Annotated in this window: 19 protein-coding genes and 1 tRNA gene; 10 read left to right on the top strand and 10 right to left on the bottom strand. The window is 63.3% G+C overall.

From position 1 onward, the window contains the following. Position 1: 1 nt before the first annotated feature. Both H143_RS20435 and fabI read left to right on the top strand, forming a co-directional pair. Positions 2-1,462, top strand: a complete 1,461-nt coding sequence (locus H143_RS20435; protein WP_019938202.1) for a transglycosylase SLT domain-containing protein — start codon at positions 2-4, stop codon at positions 1,460-1,462. 45 nt (positions 1,463-1,507) lie between these two features. Beyond that, on the top strand, positions 1,508-2,293 hold the full coding sequence (gene fabI, locus H143_RS0110480) for an enoyl-ACP reductase FabI (RefSeq protein ID WP_019938201.1): 786 nt from the start codon (positions 1,508-1,510) through the stop codon (positions 2,291-2,293). A gap of 57 nt (positions 2,294-2,350) precedes the next feature. Here fabI and H143_RS0110475 read toward each other — a convergent pair whose 3' ends face one another. Continuing rightward, positions 2,351-2,743: an OsmC family protein gene (locus H143_RS0110475; protein WP_019938200.1), complete on the bottom strand. Its 393-nt coding sequence runs from the start codon at positions 2,741-2,743 to the stop codon at positions 2,351-2,353. A 124-nt stretch (positions 2,744-2,867) separates the two neighbouring features. On the opposite strand from H143_RS0110475, the gene H143_RS0110470 reads away from it, so the two are divergent. From H143_RS0110470 to H143_RS0110455, 4 genes are all read left to right on the top strand, one after another. Further along, entirely contained in the window at positions 2,868-3,965 is a 1,098-nt protein-coding gene (locus H143_RS0110470) for a hypothetical protein (RefSeq protein ID WP_155803371.1), read from the top strand. A gap of 10 nt (positions 3,966-3,975) precedes the next feature. Next, complete coding sequence (locus tag H143_RS20430) at positions 3,976-5,286, top strand: RimK family alpha-L-glutamate ligase (protein ID WP_019938198.1); 1,311 nt, start codon at positions 3,976-3,978, stop codon at positions 5,284-5,286. Between the two features lie 93 nt (positions 5,287-5,379). Beyond that, on the top strand, positions 5,380-6,567 hold the full coding sequence (locus H143_RS0110460; RefSeq protein WP_019938197.1) for an MFS transporter: 1,188 nt from the start codon (positions 5,380-5,382) through the stop codon (positions 6,565-6,567). Between the two features lie 118 nt (positions 6,568-6,685). Next, complete coding sequence (locus H143_RS0110455; protein ID WP_019938196.1) at positions 6,686-7,054, top strand: PilZ domain-containing protein; 369 nt, start codon at positions 6,686-6,688, stop codon at positions 7,052-7,054. Between the two features lie 18 nt (positions 7,055-7,072). Here the strand turns inward: H143_RS0110455 and H143_RS0110450 are convergent, their stop codons facing one another. Beyond that, positions 7,073-7,939 carry a CoA ester lyase gene (locus H143_RS0110450; RefSeq protein WP_019938195.1) on the bottom strand — a complete coding sequence of 289 codons (867 nt, stop codon included), beginning with the start codon at positions 7,937-7,939 and terminating at the stop codon, positions 7,073-7,075. A 19-nt stretch (positions 7,940-7,958) separates the two neighbouring features. Beyond that, on the bottom strand, positions 7,959-9,140 hold the full coding sequence (locus H143_RS20425) for a CaiB/BaiF CoA-transferase family protein (protein ID WP_019938194.1): 1,182 nt from the start codon (positions 9,138-9,140) through the stop codon (positions 7,959-7,961). An 85-nt stretch (positions 9,141-9,225) separates the two neighbouring features. Between H143_RS20425 and H143_RS0110440 the strand changes: the two genes are divergently transcribed. After that, complete coding sequence (locus tag H143_RS0110440; protein ID WP_019938193.1) at positions 9,226-10,194, top strand: LysR substrate-binding domain-containing protein; 969 nt, start codon at positions 9,226-9,228, stop codon at positions 10,192-10,194. Between the two features lie 67 nt (positions 10,195-10,261). Next, entirely contained in the window at positions 10,262-11,311 is a 1,050-nt protein-coding gene (locus H143_RS0110435; RefSeq protein ID WP_019938192.1) for an NAD(P)-dependent alcohol dehydrogenase, read from the top strand. 89 nt (positions 11,312-11,400) lie between these two features. Here the strand turns inward: H143_RS0110435 and H143_RS20420 are convergent, their stop codons facing one another. The 6 genes from H143_RS20420 to H143_RS0110405 form a co-directional block, all read right to left on the bottom strand. After that, the gene (locus H143_RS20420) at positions 11,401-12,609 is read right to left on the bottom strand and encodes a GGDEF domain-containing protein (RefSeq protein WP_196801295.1); all 1,209 of its coding nucleotides are present in this window, start codon (positions 12,607-12,609) and stop codon (positions 11,401-11,403) included. 130 nt (positions 12,610-12,739) lie between these two features. Further along, entirely contained in the window at positions 12,740-13,777 is a 1,038-nt protein-coding gene (tdh, locus tag H143_RS0110425; protein ID WP_019938190.1) for an L-threonine 3-dehydrogenase, read from the bottom strand. 22 nt (positions 13,778-13,799) lie between these two features. Beyond that, a complete protein-coding gene (locus H143_RS0110420; protein ID WP_019938189.1) occupies positions 13,800-15,002 on the bottom strand; it encodes a glycine C-acetyltransferase in 1,203 nt (400 codons plus the stop codon). A 13-nt stretch (positions 15,003-15,015) separates the two neighbouring features. After that, positions 15,016-17,361 (bottom strand): bifunctional diguanylate cyclase/phosphodiesterase, encoded by a 2,346-nt coding sequence (locus H143_RS21605; RefSeq protein ID WP_231378493.1) that lies wholly within the window; start codon positions 17,359-17,361, stop codon positions 15,016-15,018. Between the two features lie 292 nt (positions 17,362-17,653). Further along, positions 17,654-18,898 (bottom strand): S9 family peptidase, encoded by a 1,245-nt coding sequence (locus tag H143_RS0110410; RefSeq protein ID WP_019938187.1) that lies wholly within the window; start codon positions 18,896-18,898, stop codon positions 17,654-17,656. Between the two features lie 101 nt (positions 18,899-18,999). Then, a complete protein-coding gene (locus H143_RS0110405) occupies positions 19,000-20,412 on the bottom strand; it encodes a PLP-dependent aminotransferase family protein (protein ID WP_019938186.1) in 1,413 nt (470 codons plus the stop codon). Between the two features lie 675 nt (positions 20,413-21,087). Here H143_RS0110405 and H143_RS22050 point away from each other — a divergent pair. Further along, positions 21,088-21,540, top strand: a complete 453-nt coding sequence (locus H143_RS22050; protein WP_081627034.1) for a VOC family protein — start codon at positions 21,088-21,090, stop codon at positions 21,538-21,540. A 525-nt stretch (positions 21,541-22,065) separates the two neighbouring features. On the opposite strand, the gene H143_RS0110395 is transcribed toward H143_RS22050, so the two are convergent. After that, positions 22,066-22,156 (bottom strand) — tRNA-Ser (locus tag H143_RS0110395). A gap of 293 nt (positions 22,157-22,449) precedes the next feature. On the opposite strand from H143_RS0110395, the gene H143_RS0110390 reads away from it, so the two are divergent. Further along, positions 22,450-23,316, top strand: a complete 867-nt coding sequence (locus tag H143_RS0110390; protein ID WP_019938184.1) for a pirin family protein — start codon at positions 22,450-22,452, stop codon at positions 23,314-23,316. Positions 23,317-23,341 lie beyond the last annotated feature (25 nt).

The following is a 23,341-nucleotide window of genomic DNA, read 5'->3' as shown; positions in this document are numbered from 1 at the left end:
CATGAGACTGATCCGAACCCTGATCCTTTTGTTGCTCGTTTTTTTAGCCGGTTGTGCCGGCATCAACCGACAGGCGGATCAGGGCGCGAACGTCCAGGAAGCACGCGAGACATCCCGCACCATCGACCTTACCCATCCGCCCTCTGACGTGTGGGAGCGCATCCGCCGCGGTTTTGCCATTCCCAACCTGAACAACGACCTGTCCAGGCAATGGACGCAGTACTACGCCTCCCATCCCGAGGCCGTCCAGCGCATGGCCCAGCGCGCCAGTAAATACCTATATTTCATCGTCGACGAAATCAACCGCCGCGGTCTGCCCACCGAGCTGGCCCTGCTGCCTTTCGTCGAAAGCGCCTACAAGACGACGGCGCAGTCCTCCGCCCAGGCCTCGGGCCTATGGCAGTTCGTGCCGTCCACCGGCGAACGCTACAACCTCAAGCAGGATTGGTGGCGCGACGAGCGCCTGGACCCCATCGCTTCCACCAATGCCGCGCTCGACTACCTGTCCGAACTCTTCGACATGCAGGGCGACTGGTACCTGGCGCTGGCCTCGTACAACTGGGGCGAGAACGCCGTGCAGCGCGCCATCGCCCACAATCAGAGCCTGGGCCTGCCCACCGACTACCAGTCCCTGGATCTGCCGGCAGAAACGCGCAACTACGTGCCCAAGCTGCAGGCCATCAAGAACATCATTGCCGATCCCGCCAAATACGCGATCACGCTGCCCCCGGTCCAGAACACGCCCTACTTGGCCATGGTGAGCGAGCCCACCGACATGGACGTCGAAGTCGCCGCGCAACTGGCGGAAATGCCGCTCGATGAATTCAAGGCGCTCAATCCCTCATACAAACGTCCGGTGATTGGCGGCAAGAACGACAACAGCACCCTGGTGCTGCCCAAGGACAAGGTCGAGGTCTTCACGCGCAACTTCGCCAACTACCAGGGCCGCCTGAGCAGTTGGCGGGTCTACCAGCCAGAACGCGGCGAAAGGGTCGCGGCGGTCGCCAAGAAGCTGGGCATCTCCGAGGTTGGGCTGCGCAAGCTCAACGGTATCTCGCCCCGCACCAAGGTCGTGACCGGACAAAAGCTGCTGGTGCCCGCCAAAGGCGTGAACGCCAAGACGCTCGTGGCCATGGCCTCGGCCGACGGCGAGCTTCCTCCGATTGCACGCCCCGTCCGAACCTTCAAGGTGGTGCGCGGCAGGAAAATCGTGCATCGCCGTGAAACCCGCGGCCGCAAGGTCTACCGCGGCCGTCCCGCGCACGTGGTGATCCGCAGAAACGAGCACGGCAAGAAGATCGTGCTTGCCCGCGCTCGCAAGGAAATCAAACACGGGCACAAGATCGTCGTCGCCAGCGTCCACAAAGGCGCCCCGCGTATCGGCCATATTCTTAATCGCAACGACAGCCACGACGTCAGGGTGGCCAGCGCGTCCGGCAACCCGTCCCGGCGTCCGCATTAAAATACGCGCGGCCCGACAAGGGCGACACGACAAAAAGGACAAGACATGGGCTTTCTCGCCGGCAAGCGCATCCTGATTACCGGGGTGCTTTCCAACCGATCCATCGCCTACGGTATCGCCCGCGCCTGCCACCAGCAAGGCGCGGAACTGGCGTTCACTTATGTGGGCGACCGCTTCAAGGAGCGCGTCGGCGAATTCGCCGCCGAGTTCGGCAGCGACATCGTGCTGCCCTGCGACGTTGCCGAAGACGCGCAGATCGAAGCCACGTTTACCGATCTGGGCAAGCGCTGGGACGGCCTGGACGGCCTGGTGCACTCCATCGGCTTCGCGCCGCGCGAGGCCATCGCGGGCGACTTCCTCGAAGGCCTGTCGCGCGAGGCCTTCCGCATTGCCCACGACATCTCCGCCTACAGTTTCCCCGCCCTGGCCAAAGCCGCCCTGCCCATGATGCAGAGCCGTCAGGCCTCGGTGCTGACGCTCACCTACCTGGGTGCGGAAAAGGTCGTCTCCAACTACAACACCATGGGGCTGGCCAAGGCTTCGCTGGAAGCCTCGGTGCGCTACCTGGCGTCTGCGCTGGGTCCCCAGGGCATCCGCGCCAACGGCATTTCGGCCGGCCCCATCAAGACTCTGGCCGCCAGCGGCATCAAGGACTTCTCATCCATACTGAAGTTCGTCGAGGCCAATGCGCCGCTGCGCCGCAACGTTACCATCGACGATGTGGGCAACACGGCAGCCTTCCTGCTGTCGGACCTGGCGGCAGGCATCACCGGCGAGATCACCCACGTCGATGCGGGCTTCTCGACCGTCGTTCCCGGCATGCAGGCGTGACCAGGCGGTTCCTTCCTCGGCCTGCCGAAAAGGGAACCGCAGCCAGTCTGCTTTCCATCAGGCCAGCTCGGTCGTAATTTGCACATCCGTCGTCGTCATCAGGCGGTGGATGGGGCATTTGTCGGCCACGGCCAGCAATTCGGCGCGCTGCGCCTGGGTCAAGTCGCCGTTCAGGGTCAGCCGAGCGGTAAGCTTATAGACGCCGTGCCTTTCCTCGGCGGCATCGCGCACCACGTCCACGTCCACCGAAACCAGCGGCAACTGCTTGCGACGCGCATACCACATCAGCGTAAGCGCCTTGCAACCACCTAGCGCGCCGTCGAAATAATCGTGCGGGTCGGGGCCGTCGCCGTCCGGTTGGGAAAACCCCAGGGGCATGCCGTGGCCTTCGGCTGTCGCGGTATAGCGCAAGGCGTTTTCAGGCGGGTTGGCGCGAATCGTTATGGTCATGAATCGATCTCCTGTGTCCTGGCCTGTTGTAACACTTATCCTCGCTTTCAGATCGTGCCTGGGCGCGGTAGCAGGCACAATGGATACCTCGGCCGCGGACGCGGCCCATCGATCGCAACACGCCATGCTGTTCCCTTCACACGCTCTCGCACCGGCCGCGCGCGGCACCCTTTCCATCGCACGCTACGGCATCGGCGCGGCCCTGACGGCCGCCGGGTTGCTGGCCGCATCCGCCAGCCTGGCCGCCACCGGCATGGCGGCCAGGGCCGGCAACCCTGCCTCGAACTTGTGCTCGCCGGCGCATCGCGGCTTCGACCTGGTCCAGGACAAGCATGTCGCGCTCGGTTCGCTCCAGGCGCATGCCAGCCTTCAGGCACTGCGCGACACCGGTGCCAATACCGTCGCCATCGTGCCCTTGCTGCGGCAGTCCCGCCCCGACACCCCCGACGTGGACCGCAGCCTGGACATGAGCGACGGCGAACTGGCCCACTTCATCCGTCAGGCGCACAAGTTGGGGCTGCAGGCCGTCGTCGACCCGCGCATCCAGGTCTCGGACGGCAGGCCTGATGACGTGCGCATGGGCAGCGACCGGGATTGGGCCGCCTGGTTCCACCATTACGAACAGGCACTTGTCGGGCTGGCCGCCGTCGCCGCCGATGAGCATGCCCAAGCCTTGGTGATCGGCACGGACCTGGACCAGACGCTATCCAGGCCGGAATGGACGGCCTTGATCGCTCGGCTGCGCCGGGTTTACCCCGGCCGGCTCATCTATGCGGCGCAAGGCGCGGCAGGCGCGCAGCGGGTGCCCTTCTGGAACAAGCTCGACGCGGTGGGCGTGACGCTGCAACCCGTGCTTGACGCGGCAGGCGGCCCGGCGAGCTGGCGCGCCGCGCTGGCCGGCGAACGCAAACACCTGCTGGCGCTGGCCAGGCAGACCGGCCGCCCCATCTTCGTGGCCGAGCTCGGTTTCAGCGCCGGGCCGAACCCGGCCGCCCAGGCGGATTCCCATGCCATGCCGCCGCCCTCGATCGACGCAACCGTGCAGTCGCGTGCACTGTCCACATGGCTGGCCGAACTGTCCAACCCGGCGATACGCACCGTGCTGGTCTGGCGCTGGAACCAGGCCGAGCAAAACGGCGGCTTCATTGCGCAGGATAAAAAAATCGCACAGGCCATGACCAGGCGCTGGCGTTCCTGCAGCCGCGCGCCGGCGGTCTGGTAACGCCTTGCCCATGACCGGCATCGGCCTGCCCGCCGACCCGGCCGGCCACCGCGACCTGGCGGAACAATCCCGCGCGCAGGGCGACGAGCTCGCCGCACTGGCCCATCTGCTTGCCGCCCAGGTCCTGGAAGCCGGCGACGCGCACGCTGGCAAGTGCCTGGCTGACGTAGGCACCGGCTATTTCATGAAGAACGAGCACGCTACGGCGCGGCGCTGGTACGAACTGGCGCTACGTCTGGACTGCGGGTTGGCCGTGGCCTGGCAGAACTTGGCGGTTGTCCATGCTCAGGCCGGCGATCACCGACAGGCCGAACAATGCCGCGACCGCGCTTACGGCCTGCAGCGTGTTTTCGTCGAGGACGCCGGCCAGCCCAGGCGCCGCGTAGTACTGCTGTGCTCGGGCCGCACATCGGGCAACGTGCCTTTCGACCTGCTGGTACCCACGCCGGACAACTGCCGCATCAAATACGCCATCGATTACGCGGCCCCCGCCGAAGACGCAACCCTGCCGGCGTCCGATCTGGCCTTCAATGCGATCGGCGAACCCGACATCGCCGAGCCGCTGGCTGAGCGTCTGTGCCTTTTCGCGCGGCACTACGCCAAACCCCTGCTCAACCCCCCCGAGCGCATCGCAGCCACCCGCCGCGACCGCCTGCCCGCACTGCTGGACGCAATCGCCGGCCTGCAGACCGCGCGTTGCCTCAGGCTCGACGATCTCTCGGCCGTACCGGCAAGCACGCCTGGCGCATTGGTTCAGTGGCTGGACGCGAACCGTCTGGCCTTGCCGCTGCTGGTACGCCCGGCCGCCAGCCATGGCGGCGCGGGCCTGACACGCTGCACAGAGCTGGCCGGCCTGGACACGGCCCTGCGCGCCAAGCCGGGGCCTGGCTACCTCAGCGCCTATCGCGACTGCCGCAGCCCTGACGGCTACTACCGCAAATACCGCGTCCTGTTCGTGGACCGCCGCCCATACCCTTACCATCTGGCGATATCGCCGCACTGGATGGTTCACTACTACTCGGCCGACATGCTGGTCGAGCCCTGGAAACGGGAAGAAGAAGCGCGCTTTCTGGCAGACCCCCAGGCTGAACTGGGCGCGCCGGCATGGAGCGCTCTGACGGCGCTGGGTCGCCGGCTGGACCTGGACTATGCCGGCATCGATTTCGCACAGCTGGCAAACGGTACGGTCTTCGTGTTCGAGGCCAACGCCACCATGCTGGCGCACCGGGAACGCCCCGGCGGACCGCTGGCACACAAGAACTCCTCTATCCAGCGCATTGCGGACGCGTTCGAGCACCTGCTGCAAAAACACAGCGCCTGAACGCGCCGCCCGCCGTCCGCGCCAAGGAGAAGCAAACCCGCTTAGAACTATACTTAATGTGCTAATAAAAAGTAGACATAAGGAGACAGCGCGGTGGGCAGGATCATCACTCAAGGCAATATTGCGCGCCTTTCGGCCGCACAAGCCCTGGCCGGCGCCAACACCACCGTCATCTACGCCACGGCGGCGATCATCGGCAACACCCTTGCCCCCACGCCGGCCCTGGCAACCCTACCGATCTCCGTCTTTGTCGTGGGCATGGCGGCCAGCACACTGCCGGCCGGCGCAATCGCGCAGCGCCACGGCCGGCGCGCGTCATTCCTGGTTGGCACGGGGTGCGGCATCATCGTCGGCCTGCTGTCCGCCCTGGCGATCTGGCTGAGCAGTTTCTGGCTCTACAGCTTTGCCATGCTGTTCGGCGGCGCCTATGCGGCCGTGGTGCTGTCTTTTCGCTTCGCCGCGGCCGAATGCGTCGATACGCAGGACCGCGCGCGCGCCCTGTCCACCGTCATGGCGGCCGGCGTCGCCGCGGGGGTGATAGGCCCCCAACTGGTCACCTACACCATGAATCTGTGGCAGCCCCACCTGTTCGTGGCCACCTATATCGCCCAGGCCGTCGTGGCCCTGCTCAGCGCCTTCATTTTGACCGGCGTGGCGCTGCCCATTCCCAAGCGCGACAAGCAGGTTTTCACAGGCCGTCCGCTCGGGCAGATCGCGCGCCAGCCGGCCTTCATCGTCGCCGTGATCTGCGGCATCGTCAGCTATACGCTGATGAATTTCCTGATGACCTCGGCCCCACTGGCCATGCATCTTTGCGGACTGCCGCAGGAAGCCACCAACCTGGGCCTGCAATGGCACGTCATCGGCATGTACGCCCCCAGTTTTTTCACCGGTCGCCTGATCAACCGCTTCGGCGCCCCCAGGATCGTGCTGGCCGGACTGCTGCTGCTGGCCTGCGCGGCCATCGCCGGCCTGGCCGGCCAGACGGTCGGGCACTTCTGGGCTTCGCTCACTCTGCTGGGCCTGGGCTGGAACTTCGGCTTCATCGGCGCTTCCGCCATGGTGCTCGAAACCCATCGCCCCGAAGAAAAGAACAAGGTCCAGGCGCTCAACGACTTCCTGGTGTTCGGAACCATGGTGGTCGGCTCGTTCTCTTCAGGCAGCATCCTGGCGCTGGACGGCTGGCATGTCGTATGCCTGATCGTGTTCCCCCCCATCGCGGTGGCGCTCATCGCGCTGGGCATGCGCGGCAGAATGGCCGCACGGACGCAGCAAGCCTGATATGCAAAGATTTGCAGCAAACAGTTTCAAATGTGCCCTAAGCGCGGTAGCCTATTAGAAGCCGCCCTGGCGAAAATCTAGAAGAGGAAGGTGCAGCCTGGCCTGTCACCGAGAAATCATGATATCCAATACCTCGAATGACTATTTCATGGACCTGCGCAAGGAGCGGCGCACCCGCCTGCTGTTCGACCCCTTGCTGCTGGATAAAGAAGGCCGGGTCATTGCACGCGTGGCCGATCTCAGCATGAACGGCGCGCTGCTCTATACCCGGCGCGGCGCATATCCCGAAGGCGCGACAATTGCCGGTTGGCTGCAATCCCCGCCTCTGAACGGCGACGACGAATTCTACGTGGCCGTCACCTACCAAGTGCGCTGGGTCTCTGACGAGAACGAAGCGGGCTGGAGCCAGGTGGGCTGCCAGATGAAGCCCTTGGACGAAATTTCATCCCGCAAACTGGATCTGCTGATCAAGCTGACCGCGCCTTGACCCCTGATACCGGCGAATTCAGGCGCGTGCCTGATTCAGGCACGCGAGCGCGCGCAGGTACACCGGCTTGTCGATCATCAGATCGCCCACTTTGATGGCCCCCAGCCCCTGCTGGAAGGCTTGCTCGAATTTCTGGACGATCTCCTGGGCCTGCCCGATCTGTTCGGCAGTCGGCGTATAGCATGCATTGATCGCATCCAGGAATTTCGGATGCACCACCACCGCACCGCGAAAACCCAGTGCCTTGGCGCGCACAAGGCCCTTTGTGAACGCTTCGAGATCGCCGAGACTGGCGATCGAATCAATGAGTCCGATAGGCTGGATGCCCGCCGCCCTGGACGCATTGAGCACCGTCATGCTGGCAAAGAACAGCGTGTCCGGCGTCGGGATGGCGCCGCAATCCAATGCGTAATCCTCGCTGCCCAGCATCATGCCCATGATGCGCGCGCAGGCCTGCGCGATCTCGTAGACCCGCGGCAATGCCTTGGCGCTTTCTATCTGCAGCAGGAATCGCGCATGGGGCGACGGCAATTGAGCACGCAACGCCAGCTCATCCACGATTCGGTCCAGGATTTGCACATCGCGCGGGTGCTCGACCTTAGGCAGGACAATGATGTCAGCGCCGCCTTCGATGACCGCATTCAGATCCTGCACAGCGCTCAACCAGTCGGCATTGATCCGGACCGCGGCGATTTTTCCTTGCGCCTTGATGCTTGCGATGGAGTCCGCGATCCGGGCGCGTGCGGTGCCGCGCATCGACGGATGGGTGCCGTCCTCCAAATCCAGGATGATCGCGTCCGCAGATCGGCCCAGCGCACTGGCCAGCAGCTTCTCATTGGCGGCAGGGACGAACAGAAACGAGCGGATGAGAGGGTGATTGCTCATGGGATTTCCATCATTGATGTCATGCGATGCCGGCGCCGCCTTGCAGCCAATGCTCGGAATCCTGACCCAGGGTCGGCGCAGCCCGGTCGATTCGGGGTCTCGCGCCGTTGATGCGGTATGGCGGGGCATGCACCAGAACTTTGCGGCCGTCGGGGGCCGTCTGCTCGACCAGCATGCCGCGCTCCAGGACATAGGGATGTCCGAGCAGATCCGCGATATCGCAGACGGGCCCGGCGGTAATGTCGCGCTCTGCGAAAAAGGCCAGCGCTTGATCCAGCGTCAGCTTGGCCAGATGGCCCTGGATGATGGCGTCGAGCGCATCGATATTGCGCAGGCGCGCCTCGTGGGTCGAGAAGCGGGGATCGCTCAGGCCTTCGGGGTATCCGACGCCCTCGAAGAGGCGCGACAATGTGCCTTGCATGCCAGCCGACAGCGCGACCCAGCGCTCGTCTTTAGTCCGGTAGACATTGCGCGGCGCATGCGTCGGCGAGCGGCTGCCCGACCTGGCCGTCACCTTTGCGGACAACTGATATTCGGCCGCTTGCGGACCCAGAATCGAAAACAGCGGTTCGAACAGCGACAGGTCGATTTCCTGCAGGCCCGCGTCGCAGCAGGCATCGCGGTGCCGCAGCGCCGCCAGCGCAAGGGTCGCGCCATAGATGCCCGCCACCGAATCGGCCATGGCAAAGGGCGGCAGCACCGGAGGGCTGTCCGGAAAACCGTTCATCGCCGCAAAGCCGCTCATCGCCTCGATCAGCGAGCCGAAGCCGCCCTTGTTGGCGTAGGGTCCGGTCTGCCCCCATCCCGAGATGCGCACCACGACCAGCCCGGGTCTGATTTCTTGCAGGGCCTGCCTGTCCAATCCCATCTTCTCCAGCGTGCCCGGCCGGAAATTCTCCACCAGGACATCCGCGCCGCGCAGCAATTGCTTGAGCGCCAGCCTGCCCTCGTCCGATCTCAGATCCAGCACCACGCTCTGCTTGTTGCGGCAATACGCCATCCAGTAGGTGCTCATGCCCTCCCGCTGCCAGGCTCGCAGCTCGTCGCCTTTTCCGGGCGGTTCGATCTTGATGACTGTCGCGCCCAGATCCGCGAACACGTGGGTCATCATGTTTCCCGATACCAGTCGGGACAGGTCGACGACGCGAATGCCGCGCAAAAGCGCATTTGATTCGTCCGGTGCAGATCGCGCAGGTGCCATAGCTCACTCCTTTGGGATATTGTGGCCACGCAGCCGATATCTGTAAAATAGATTGTCTGTCTATTAAATATATGAAATATCAATAGTGGAACTGCGCCAGCTGCGCTACCTGATCGGGATCCACGAGGCCGGAGGTGTCCTGGCTGCCTCGCGATCGCTCCATATCGCCCAGCCCGCGCTAAGCCAGAGCATGGCCGCGCTCGAGGCCGAACTGGATGCGAAGCTGTTCCTGCGGTCCAACCGGGGCATGACGCTGACCGACGCCGGCAAGTCCTTGCTGGAACACGCGCGCATCGTGCTGGCCGACGTGGACCGCGCCCGCGACGCGGTCCATCGCACCGGGACGCAAATCCAGGGACAGGTTTCAATCGGACTTCCGACGACCGTGGCGCTGGTGGCCACCCTGCCCATCCTGCAAGCGGCGCACGCGCACTATCCCGGGATCAGGCTCAAGATCATCGAGAGCCACAGCGGATTTTTGAGCGAGTGGCTCAAGTCCGGGCGCCTTGATACATCGGTGCTCTTCGTGACGGACCGCGACGCCGCACTGGCCAGCCATCCGCTGCTGCAGGAGAGGCTTGCGCTCGTGACCCGTCCCGGCCCGAAGACCCCGAAGACCAGGTTCCTCGCCCTGCGCAAGCTAGCGGACCTGCCTCTGCTCCTGCCGTCCAAAGAGCACGGGCTGCGGCGCATCGTCGATGACGCGTGCGCCCGCGCGAACGTGGCGTTGAACGTGATTGCCGAGGTCGACTCGCTGCCCAATATCAAGAAGGCAGTGCAGACGGGCATGGCCGCGACCATCCTCTCGCCCGGCTCCGTCGCCGAGGAGCTTGCGGCGGGTTCGCTGGCCATCACGCCAATCCGGAGTCCGCAACTCTCCAGGCAGATCGCCTGCGCCACCTCGCTCGCGCGGCCGATGACGCCCGCGATTCATGCGACGGTCGAGCTCATCAGGCAGCAGCTGCGCACACTGGTCGAGAGCGGGACCTGGCCCGCGCGGTGGATTGCAACCAAGCCCGCGTCGCAAAGCCCGACGTACGGCAGTACTCTCTAGTAGTCGAGATCACGCGACGACATCCAAGGCAAACGCTTCAGATTCCCTTTGCGACAAGGATTGCATCATGACCATCAAAGCCTATGGCGCCCAAGCCAGCGATAAACCCCTCCAAGCCATGACCCTTACCCGGCGCACGCCGGGCGCGCACGACGTGCAGATAGAGATCGCCTACTGCGGCGTGTGCCACTCGGATCTGCACCAGGTGCGCTCCGAGTGGGCCGGCACCTTATACCCCTGCGTGCCGGGGCACGAAATCGTGGGCCGCGTGTCGGCGGTGGGAACCCACGTATCCGGCTTCAAGGCGGGCGACCTGGTCGGTGTCGGCTGCATCGTCGACAGCTGCGGCCATTGCGAGGAATGCGCAGCGGGACTGGAAAACTATTGCGACCAGATGGTCGGCACCTACAACGGCCCGACCCCGGACGCGCCCGGCCACACGCTGGGCGGCTATTCCCAGCGCATCGTCGTAAACGAGCGCTACGTACTGCGCATCCGCCACCCGCAGGCGCAACTGGCGGCCGTGGCGCCTTTGCTGTGCGCGGGCATCACCACGTACTCGCCGCTGCGTCACTGGAAGGTAGGACCGGGACACAAGGTGGGGGTGGTTGGCATAGGCGGCCTGGGGCACATGGGCATCAAACTGGCGCATGCCATGGGCGCGCATGTGGTGGCGCTCACGACGTCCGAATCCAAGCGCACCGCGGCCCTGGCTCTCGGGGCGGACGAAGTCGTGATTTCGCGCGACACCCACGACATGGCCGCCCACGCCGGAAGCTTCAATTTCATTCTGAACACCGTTGCCGCGCCGCACGACCTCGATCCCTTCTTCGAGCTGCTCAAGCGCGACGGCACCATGGCGCTGGTGGGCGCCCCCGCCACGCCGCATCCTTCGCCGCAGGTTTTCAACCTCATCATGAAGCGCCGCAGTCTGGCCGGGTCGCTGATCGGGGGCATCCCCGAAACCCAGGAAATGCTGGATTTCTGCGCCGAACGCGGCATCGTGGCAGACATCGAGATGATACGCATCGACCAGATCAACCAAGCCTACGAGCGCATGCTCAAGGGCGACGTGAAGTACCGTTTCGTCATCGACAGCGCGTCGCTGGCCGCCTGACGCGGCGGTCCAGGTCGGCACTGGCCTGAAGCGCTTTTCGGCATCGTCGGCGGCACCCCGTTCCCTGCCCTGATGATGCCGACCCTGAATCAGGCGACGAGCACGCGATTGCGCCCGGCGCGCTTGGCGGCATAAAGCGCCGCGTCGGCGGCACCGATGAGCGCTTGCGGCGTATCCAGGCCCTCGCGCGCCGCGACACCGATGCTGACGGTGATGCCCACCGATTGGCCTTGCACGGAAAACCTCAGGCGCTGCACGGCTTCGCGCAGCGCTTCGGCGCTCTGGGCAGCCTCGCGCGACGTTGCCTGCGGCAGCAATACGACAAACTCCTCGCCACCGAAACGCGCGAGCTGATCCAGGGGTTGCAGGCAGGACCCCAGGCACTGCGCGATCTGGCGCAGACACGTGTCGCCCGCAAGATGCCCGTGACGGTCGTTGAAGGCCTTGAACATATCGATGTCGATCAACAGCAGGGCTCCCGCCGACCCGGGCACGGCCAGGAACGCGGACAGGGCCTGGTCGAGTTGCCGCCGATTGGGAATACCGGTCAAAGAATCCGTGTAGGACAGACCGGTGAGCGCGGCATTGCTTGCCGCGAGCTTTTCATTGCGCAATCGCTCCAGCAACCCATGCAGGTAAATGCGGCGCGCGGCGCGTTCGAAGGCATGCACGCCCACCAGGGATGGAAGCAGGATGGTCGCCATGAAGCCGGCAAGGAACATCGCGTCGCCGCGGTGTACTTCCGGGCGACCTGCCAATGCCAGCACAAAAGCCCCGATATTGGCCAGAAACAGAATGGCCGCCTGGCGAAAGCGCAGACGCACGAAAATCATCGCAAAGCTGGTCGGCGGTATCGCCAGCAGAAAGTCGCGCAAGGTGGCTGGCGCGGGCTTGACGGCAACGATGAAAATCGCGGCCAGGGTACAGAGCAGGCAAATGGCCAGCAAGCCTGCTTCGCGCATGGCGGCGGCGCATCCATCGCGCAGCCACACATGCCGCACAACGAGCGCGGCCAGGCTGGGTCCGATCAATTGGATCGAGACGCCGCGCCAATCGGGATTCGGGATAATGGTCAAGTTCAGCACTATGCCGAGGCCAAAATACAGCGCCGCCCCCCACAGCAAGATGAAACGAAGCTCCTTGACCCGCTCGGCGGCGATGTCATGCCAATATCGGACTTCCAGCGCCGCAGGGAACTTCAATCGAAAGCCAGGATGAGCGAGCTCCGACTCGGCCAATGCCTCCAGGCTGGAGCTACGGTCTTCCCGAATAACGCCGGAGCGCGCCGTTTCAATCATTTTTGCAACGCCATCCTGTACATCCGAATGAATCATCTCTCTGATCCAGAGCCAAGCAACCTGCCGGATTTAGATAGACAGGCATACCGGACTCGGCGATGGAACCGGCCCGGCACGGGCCGGGAGGGCCTCAGGCCACCAGGTTTTCCCAGTCCAGGATCACCTTGCCGCTTTGGCCCGACAGCATGGCGTTGAAACCCGCCTCATATTGCGCCACAGGATAGTGGTGCGTGATGATGGGACTCAGATCCAGTCCGCTTTGCAACATGGCGACCATCTTGTACCAGGTCTCGAACATTTCGCGGCCGTAGATGCCCTTGATCTCCAGGCCCTTGAAGATGACCTGGTTCCAGTCAATGGCGGTCTGGGCCGGTGGAATGCCCAGCAGCGCGATCTTGCCGCCATGGTTCATGTGCTCGAGCATCGAGGTGAACGCCGCGGGCACGCCCGACATTTCCAGGCCGACGTCGAAACCCTCGGTCATGTGCAGGTCCTGCATGACGTCCTGCAGATTTTCCCGTGCGACATTGACCACGCGGGTAGCGCCCATTCTGCGTGCCAGATCCAGGCGATAGTCGTTCACGTCGGTGATGACGACATTGCGCGCCCCTACGTGGCGCGCAATGGCCACGGCCATGACGCCGATGGGGCCGGCACCCGTGATGAGCACATCCTCGCCCACCAGATTGAACGACAGCGCCGTATGCGTGGCATTACCGAACGGATCGAAGATCGCGGCCAGGTCGTCGGAGATGCCATCGGGAATCTTGAATGCGTTGAAAGCCGGAATCACCAGATACTCGGCGAACGCGCCCGGTCGGTTCACCCCGACGCCCACGGTGTTGCGGCAAAGATGGCGGCGGCCGGCGCGGCAATTGCGGCAAAAGCCGCAGGTGATGTGGCCTTCGCCGGACACTCGGTCGCCGATCTCGAAGCCGCGCACCTCCTGTCCCATGGCGACGATATGGCCCACGTATTCATGGCCGACGTGCATGGGCAACGGAATGGTCTTGCGCGCCCAATCGTCCCATTTCCAGATATGGATGTCGGTGCCGCAAATGGCGGTCTTTTTTATCTTGATCAGAACGTCGTTGTGGCCGACTTCCGGCTTTTCCACGGTGGTCAGCGTCAGTCCGGCGGCAGGAGCCAGCTTGCTCAGTGCTTTCATGAAACATCCTTAATTCGAGGGCTCAGGAGATCGCACCCAAGACCTTGCCCGCCTTGCCGAAAGCGGCGATGGCGCGATCGATCTGCTGCGCGGTGTGGGCGGCGCTCATCTGGGTGCGGATGCGGGCGCGGCCCTTGGGCACGACAGGATAGGAAAAGCCGATGACGTAAATTGCATCGGCCAGCATCGCATCGGCCATTTTCCCGGCCAATTGCGCATCGCCCAGCATGACGGGGATGATGGGGTGATCCCTGCCCGCCAGCGTGAATCCCAGCTCGCTCATACCGCTACGGAAATGCTCGCTGTTCTCACGCACGCGACGGCGCAGATCCGCTCCTTCCGGACTCGCCAGCAGTTCCAGCACCTTGATCGAGGCCGCCGCGATGGATGGCGCCAAGGTATTGGAGAACAGATACGGGCGTGAACGCTGGCGCAGCAACTCGATGATTTCCTTGTGGCCGCAGGTATAGCCCCCGGAGGCGCCGCCCAGCGCCTTGCCCAGCGTACCTGTGATGATGTCCACGCGGCCTTGCACGTCGCAGTATTCCGGCGTGCCGCGGCCATGCTCGCCGACGAAGCCGACGGCGTGGGAGTCGTCGACCATCACGAGCGCCCCGTATTGGTCCGCCAGGTCGCAAATGGATTTCAGGTCGGCGATGATGCCGTCCATGGAAAAGACGCCGTCCGTCGCGATCAGCTTGAAGCGCGCGCCGGCCGCGTCGGCCGCCTGCAATTGCGCCTCCAGATCGGCCATGTCGTTGTTGCGGTAGCGAAAGCGCCGGGCCTTGCTCAAGCGCACGCCGTCGATGATCGAGGCGTGGTTAAGTTCGTCGGAGATGATCGCGTCTTCTTCGCCCATCAAGGTTTCGAACAGGCCGCCGTTGGCATCGAAACAGCTGCCATACAGGATCGTGTCGTCTGTTCCCAGAAAATCGGAAATGGCCGACTCCAGCTGCTTGTGCACCGATTGGGTACCGCAGATGAAACGTACCGAGGCCATGCCGAAACCGTATCGCTCCAGCCCTTGCTGCGCGGCGAGGATGAGCCTTTTGTCGTCGGCAAGACCCAGGTAGTTGTTGGCGCAGAAATTCAGGACATCGGAACCGCGAGCCAGGTGGATCTGGGCGGACTGCGGACTTTCGATCACGCGCTCGGTCTTGTAGAAGCCGTCGGCGCGGATCTGGTCCAGGGTAGTGCTCAGGTGGGCAAGAAAGCGTTCACGCACGTTGGTGTCTCCTTTATGGATAGGATTCGATATTGGCCGGGACCACAGTCTCGAGAAATTGCGCGGCCGGCACGGGCCGGCCCAGCAGATAACCCTGCAATATATGGCAGCCCAGCTCGCTGAGAAACCGCTGCTGCGCCGCGGTCTGCACCCCTTCCGCAACGACGTGCATGTTCAGCGTCCGGCCCAGGGCGACGATGGACGAGACGATGGCCGCATCCTCCGAGCCCGGGACCAGGGACATGACAAAGCTGCGGTCGATCTTGAGTTCCGCGGCGGGCAGACGCTTCAGATACAGCAGGCTGGAATAACCCGTACCGAAATCGTCGATCGAGATCCGCACGCCCATCGCAGCGAGCTGGTCCAGAATAGCAACGCTCTCCCGGGCATCGCGCATCGCGGTGGTTTCCGTAATCTCGAGCGTGAGGCTGCCGGGCGGCAGCGCATGGCGGTCCAGGGCATCGCGCACCTGCTCGATCAAGCGGGCATGGCAGAACTGGAGCGGCGAAAGATTGACGGCGATCGACCAGTTTTCATGCCCCTGGCTGTGCCATTGGGCCATCTGCCGGCATGCCTCGTTCAGCACCCAGGCACCGATCGGGATGATCAGGCCGGTCTTTTCCGAAAGGGGAATGAATTTATCGGGAAAGATAAGGCCCCGCGACGGATGACGCCAGCGCAGCAAAGCCTCGGCCCCACAAAGGCCCGTCGTGCAGGCCAGGTATTGCGGCTGATAATGCAACTCGAATTGGCCCCGTTCCAGGGCCATATGCAGATCGTTCAGCAGCGACAGATGATCCTGCACGTCGGAGTTCATCGCGGCATCGTAAAAACAATAGCCGTTTTTACCGCGCTGCTTCGCATGGTACATGGCGGTGTCCGCATGGATCATCAGATCATGCTGCGTCACGCCGTCGCCGGGGTAGACCGCGATGCCGATGCTAGCCGTCACATGCAGTTGCTGGCCGGCGATCTGCGTGGACGGGCTGATGACCGAAATCAGTTTCTGGGCGATGGTCGCGGCATCGTCCGGATCCCTGATTTCGCCCAGTAAAATGAACTCGTCGCCGCCGACGCGCGCCACCGTATCCTGGGCACGCAGCGCAGCGCAGATGCGCTGCGCGACGGCGATGAGCAACTGGTCGCCGACATGATGGCCGCAGGAGTCGTTGATAGTCTTGAAATCATCGATATCCAGGAACATCAACGCGAAACAACCCTGGTCGCGTTGCGCCTTTTCCAGCATCTGGCCCAGGCGGTCCCGCAACAGCAACCGGTTCGGCAGGCCGATCAATGCGTCGTGCATGGCCAGGCTGGTCAGCTTCTGATTGACGCGCACGAAAATGGTACGCAGCGCCGCCAGGGCCAGCAGGGCCGCGATGATCGAGACGACTACCTGTGCGCGGGCCTGGCCGTAGGCCGAGCGAACTTCGTCCAATGCCGTCTTGTAGGCCTGGTCCCGCAGGGCAAGAATGGGCAGGTAAAGAGGAATCACCTGGGCCCGGTAGGCGGGCACGCTCATGGGAAAGACGCCGTCCGAGAAGTGCGGCACCAGCCTGCGCTTGATGGCCGTAAAGGGCGCCATGAAACCGGCATCGACTGCGGCAACCGACGCCCAGAGCGCCGGCGGCGTGGAGAACTCCCCGCGCACGGCGAGCAGCTCTGTCCATATCTGGCGCACCCGCCCTTCGTAGATCAGGAATCGCTCCCGGTCGGCGGGGCCCACCGGCCTGGACTCCACGAGCCACGCCTCCAGCAGGCCGGCTTGCGCCCCGGCCACGGCGCGCAAGTCCGCCGCCTGGCTGGCGATCTGGCTCGCGGCATAGGCCGAGCCGTTGACGAACGCCAGCTTGTCGACCTGGCTGTGCAAAAGATCGGCTGCCTGCGCATTGATGCCATTCATCCGGCGGATCAATTGCCGCGCGGCATCTGCGCGCTCGTCAATAGGGCGGCCGAGCCGCTCGTCGCAGAATTGCCGGCTGGCGGCCACGCTGGCGGCCAGTTCCCTGGCGTTGATCAGCAGCTTGGCTTGGACGTGGTCCATCGCAGCCAGGTCGCCGACGCGCGCAAGCATATTGGCAATGGCCTGGTCGGTCTCCTGGCGCGCCTTGCGCAAAGCGGCCAGCCTTTGAGCGTTGCCGCCCGATCCCGCATCGGTCAGCGCCAGGGTTGAGAACCCACGCTCGATCGAAACGAACCCCTGGATGCCTGCCAGCGCCTTGATCGCCTGGATACGCGTAATGCTGGCGTTCAGCTCGCCCATCTCACGGATGGTGCGCCAACCCAGCATGCCGGAGAGCCCGATCACGATCAGCGTGATCAGGATCAGGGCAAAGCCGAATAGCTTACGGACGGGCATGTGAACCGCCTGCATTGGGCCGCGAGATCATGCACTTTGACAATAGCTCCCGGTTAGATCCATATCCCGAAAAATCTTGAAACTATTTATTTCTGATTGAATTATCAATCGAATAATGAGGGCGAAAAAATACGCCCCCAAAGAACTGCCGCGCCGGCTGCGGCCCGGTCAAACGGGCTGAGGACAGCCTAGCCGGATCGGGTTCGCCGAGGAGTCCGAGTTGGGATTCGGCGGGATCGGCTTGTCTGGAGACGCACGGCGCTTGGGCGTACCGGGATCGGTACGGGGCGCGTCATTGCTTGTCGAACCACGCCTTCCACTCGGGCACAGCATGCGCGAACGTGCCTCGATGGGTCGTGGCGCCGGTCGATACGGCCTGCACCAGGGTATTGCCGCTACCCATCGCCTGTTGGTAGGTCGCCGCCAGCCGGCCCAGCCCTGTGCTGATCGCCTCGTCCGTCTCGCCGTAATAATTGCGTACCGGCGTGCGGATCACCCAGCGGTAGGCTTGCGTCGAGGCAACCAGGCGGCCGTAGGCCGAATCGGCGAAAAACTGCGGATCAAAGTATTCCTTGCGGATCAGCTTGTGCAAGTCGGTCGGCAAATCCGCGAGATTGAAGGGCTCGCGCAGATAGGCCTTGCGCGCCACATCGTAGTATGGGGGATTGATGAGCGAGCGCGCCAGTCCGGGCACGCCGTAGTAATGCTCGAAAGAGAAGGCCGACAGGATGAAGAGCGAGTTCACCCAATTGGCATCATTTTTGCGCGGAAAATTCAAAAAGCCGTTCAGGGCCATGAACACGTCAACCGGCGCACTGGCGGTGGCCGCGGCCTGCACCGGCACGCCGGCATGCTCGAGTTTTTCCAGAAACGCCATGGTGACGAAACCGCCCTGCGACCAGCCGGCCAGAAAGAGCTTGTCGCTCTTGCGCTTGAGGTCGGCGAGCACGGCCCTGGACGCCGTCAGCATGTCATAGCATGCCTGCTGGTGGCTGGCCTTGACCATATAGCCCTCGGGTTCGGTCGAATCCCCCAGGCCGAAATAATCCGCGCCGATCAGGACATAGCCCTGCCCCGCGAACTGCGCGATCATCAGCTGGGTCTCGGGCGATTCGTCCGGGTACGACGGAACCTGGTGCTTGCCGTACACGGTGCCGTGCTGATACGACACCATCGGCAATGTGCTTGCCGCCGTGTCGGGCACCGCGACCAGGCCTGTCGCCATCGTGGGCTGATTGCCCCGCTCCGGGATCACGGATGGGTACGTCACGCGATACAGCAGAACCGCATTGCGCGCCGGGGTGTATTGCACCTGGGTGCCGGCAAATTGCGGTATTTCCTTTTGCAGGATGCGATTGAGGCGCTCGACACCCCAGCGCGCGATGAGGTGGTAGCGAACGCCGGAGTTGAGCACCACGTCGGCCGGCAGCGCCGCCCTGGCGGGGCTCCAGAGGCCGCCGGCGACCAGGATAAGGACTAGGCCCAGGCGCGCGGCCAGGCCGGCACGGCGCAGGAAAGCAGCAATATGGATTTGCATGGCTAGGGTCGATACCGCAGGGAAATGGCTTGCGCCCGACGGCGGCAGTTTACTGCAGGCCCTAATCCCCCGGGTCCGGCGCATCCGCTACGCTGGCCGCATCACGCAGCCAGTGCCCGGGCGATGGTCCCGACCGTCTTGAGCGCCACATGGAATTTCTTGTCGTCTGGATGTCCGAAGTTGATTCGCACATGGTGCTTGAAGCGATGGTCGGCCGAGAACAAATGGCCTGGCGCCAGGCTGATGCCTTGAGAAAGGGCCAGCCGGTGCAGTTCCAAGGCGTCGACCCGAGGCGGAAGCTCCACCCAGATGAAATAGCCGCCTTCGGGCTGCGTGGCCCGCGTGCCGGCCGGAAAGTGCCTGGCAATGTCGCGCAACGTCGCGTGCCGATGCTGTGCCAGCTTCGCCCGCAACTGGCGCAGGTGCCGGTCATACCCCCCGCGTTCAAGGTATTCGCTCAAGCCCTCCTGCGACGGCAAGGGCGCGGCGATGGAACTCATCAGCTTGCGCTGCGCCACGTCGCGGGCGTAGCGGCCCGCCGCGACCCAGCCGACGCGGTAGCCCGGCGCCAGCGACTTGGAGAAAGAACTGCAGTGCATGACCCAGCCCGCGCGGTCCCACGCCTTGGCGGGCCGGGGCTTGCGGGCACCGAAATACAGCTCGCCATACACGTCATCCTCGATCAACGGCACCTCGCGCTTGGCGAGCAGGTCCACCAGCGCCTCTTTGGCGTCGTCCGGCATCAGACTGCCCAGGGGATTCTGGAAATTGGGCATGAGCCAACATGCCTTGACCGGATGCCGTTCCATGACCGCAGCCAGCGCGGCCACGTCGATGCCCGTGCGCGGATGGGTGGCGATTTCGACGGCGCGCAGGTTGTGGCGTTCCAGCGCTTGCAGCGCGGCATAGAAGGTCGGGGATTCCACGGCCACCAAGTCGCCGGGCCGGGTAACGCTCTCCAAGCACAGGTTCAGCGCCTCCATCGCGCCGTTGGTGATGACCAGTTCCTCGGTGTCCACGCCGCAGCCCATGCCCAGATAGCGCAGGCCGATCTGGCGGCGCAACGCGGCGCTGCCGGGCGAAAGGTCTTCGACCGTGCGCCAGGGGTCCAGCCGGCGCAGCGCCTTTCCCGTGGCGAGCGCGAGCTTGGGCAAAGGGAACAGCAGCGGGCTGGGGAAGGCCGATCCCATCGGCACGAGCGCCCGGTTCTTGGCGTGACCCAGTACCTGGAAGACCAGTTCGGACACCTCGACGGCGCGCTCTTTCGCCACCGGCCTGGAACCCTCCGGCTCCTGCTGCCAGCTCACCGTATGGCTGACGAAGTAGCCGGAGCGCGGGCGGGCCTCGATCAGCCCGCGCGCCTCCAGCAGGTAGTACGCCTCGAAGACGGTGGACGGACTCACGCCCCGGCTGCGGCTCGCCTGCCGCACCGAAGGCACACGCTCGCCCGGCCGCAACTGGCCTTGGGCAATGGACTCGGCGATCTCTTGTGCGAGGGCTTCGTAGCGCTTCATGGTGTTTTGTCATCGCGTGCAACTGATATGCACAATTTGCAGATTTAAAGACACTGTACTTTTGCAGGATTTTTATTGGCAAATTACCCCATGCCGTTCATCTGCTCTGCTGTTTATTTGATGAATCTGAGTCTGTGATTTCGGCGGTTGCCCTGGCACAGTAGCGGCTACAGGCGTGAGGATCGTCGCGGGATCCTATGCCGCATCCAATTCGGCTCGAACCATTCGTTTACCTGGCTACGGCTAATTTCCAGGCTGCTGTGCAGCGCTTTGAGGACATCATGGAGTGGGTTCCTATATTCTTGATCACGTTCAAGCTGCTCGTTCTGGGCACGTGCATTTTCTTCGCCATCAAGTCTCATCATGACGGCGAAAAGGAAGAGAAAGAAAAAGAGAAGAAGAGAGCAACCAACGGATCGTAAGCGCCGGTGTACCGGCTTACGGTTCGCGCATCGGGCTTTCCCGGTTCTGCTACTCAGGAGATCGCCAACACGCTTTTACTCAGGATGAGCACACAGCCGGTCATATCGAATGCTAAGTGGCGGGCATCCTACAACAATCATCGGCCGTTTCCGACCCATAACGGTCATCTGCTAAGGTAATGGGGAAAGTCCAGACCAGATTCTTAACTTTCGTATAAGTCTGCGGCATCGACTGGTATCACAGGATGCACCTATGAACGACCGAACCTCTACCGTATTGCGCACCGAGCACACTGGGCTGACAGTCGCGTCGATCGATGGCGTACTTGATTTTTGGACTGAAGTTCTCGGCTTTCAACTCGTGTATCGCAAAGAGCTTGGTGGTGGGCACGCGATGGAACAAGTGGTCGGTGTGTCGGGAGCTTATTTAAGAAATGCTCTCCTAGAGGGCCCCGATGGATATAGAGTTGAGCTGATTGAGTACGATTCACCGGAAGATCGCGTGGTTTTGAAACAACGTCCATGCGATGTCGGTTCGGCTCATTTGACGTTTGCCGTGACCGATCTGCGCGCAATGCTAAATCGCATGGCCCCTTATGGATGGAGGGCAACCGGCGAACCGCAGACCGCGCCTAGCGGAACAATTATGGTCTACACCCGCGGACCTGACGGCCACACTATTGAACTTATGCAACATCCGCAGTGAACTGCCTGTCAGTAACTACCTTGTCTTGGTTACCACCTGCCGTCTCAATTGGGAACCCGTAGCGAGACAGCCGTGGGGAGTTTGCGCCGATCGCGTGCGTCACAGCTGCGCAGCTTACCCAAAATCTGTTCCCAAATTGATTGTCCCGAAATGGCCGCACTGCGACCGATGAGGGCGGCTCGACGTTCGTCGTCGCGGAGAGGTCGCAGTAAAAGCGCGCAGCGGGTTTTTCGAGCCTTCAGAAATGTGTGAGCACTGAACGTTACGCTTGGCGCCGGAACTGATCACCTGCACCGAGTTCGCATTTTTTTGCGTTGTGAATCTGCCGCCTTGCAGCTATTTCGGGTCAATTTGTTGGTATTTTGACGATACCAACGAAATTACCTCAACAGCACCAACGGAGATACCAACAAATTTGCTGGCTTGAGGTGGGCTTGAATGGACCTACCCTGGAAAGAAAAACCCCGCAGAACGTTGATTCTACGGGGTTTTATGGACTGTCCTGGACAGTTCCGGACTATTCTTTGGCGGACAGAGGGGGATTCGAACCCCCGATACGTTATTCACGTATACACGCTTTCCAGGCGTGCGCCTTCAACCGCTCGGCCACCTGTCCTGATCCGGCAATTTCGCGCGAGAAACCGGAAAGGGCCGGACAAAGCAAGCGCGAAAAATCGGTAATCGACGATTCTAGCAGAAATCCCCTACATGCGTATCGCTCACCTGCCTCCAGGCCAGCAGAATGTCCAGCGGCGGAAACGCCCGGGCGCAGGACGGGTTCCTCGTTCACGACATGGAACTCTGTGTGCGAATGAGGCCGCCTAGCGATACGGCTCCCCCGCCCTTATCCTCTTTCCATGCCCCGCGCCTAGGGCGCGGACAACTGGAAACGCAAGCTTGGAGACCCGCATGAAGAACATCCTCGGCATCTATAGCGCCCCAGGGCAGCACTGGGTCGGCGACGGCTTTCCCGTGCGCTCGCTGTTCGGGTACGAAGGCCTGGGCCGGCAGTTGAGCCCCTTCCTGCTGCTCGACCACGCCGCGCCCACCCGCTTCGAACCGGCCGCGCGGCCCCGCGGCGTGGGCCAGCATCCGCACCGCGGCTTCGAGACCGTGACCATCGTCTACCAGGGCGAACTGGAACACCGGGACTCCACCGGCGCGGGCGGCACCATCGGCCCCGGCGACGTGCAGTGGATGACCGCCGGCGGCGGCATCCTGCACGAGGAATTTCATTCGCGCGCCTACACCGCAAGCGGCGGCACCATCGAAATGGCACAGCTCTGGGTCAACCTGCCGGCCAAGGACAAGATGACCGAGCCGAACTACCAGACGCTGCTGGATACGCAGATTCCTTCAGTCGATCTGCCCGGCGGCGCGGGCCGGGTGCGGGTGATCGCGGGCGAATTCGACAGGCGGCGCGGGCCGGCCCGCACGTTCACGCCCATGGACGTGTGGGATATTCGCCTGAACCAGGGCGGCGTCGGCCGTTTCGCGGCGCAGGACGGCCGCACGCTGGCCGCGGTCGTGCTACGCGGCACGGTGCTGATCGACGGCAACGCCATCGCGCGCGAGGGCCAGCTGGTGCATTGGGACCGCAGCGGCGGCACGGTGCAAATCGAGGCCAACAGCGACGCGGTCCTGCTGTGGCTGTCGGGCGAGCCCATCGACGAGCCCGTGGTCGGCTATGGGCCGTTCGTGATGAACAGCGAAAGCGAAATCCGCCAGGCCGTGGCCGACTTCAACAGCGGCCGCTTCGGACAACTCGAAAAATAATAGAATCGCCGGGGAGACATTCGGG

Source organism: Bordetella sp. FB-8, from assembly GCF_000382185.1.
In the GTDB taxonomy this organism is placed as follows: domain Bacteria; phylum Pseudomonadota; class Gammaproteobacteria; order Burkholderiales; family Burkholderiaceae_B; genus Bordetella.
Note: the sequence above shows the minus strand (reverse complement) of the source record. Positions and strands in the feature narration are given on the sequence as shown.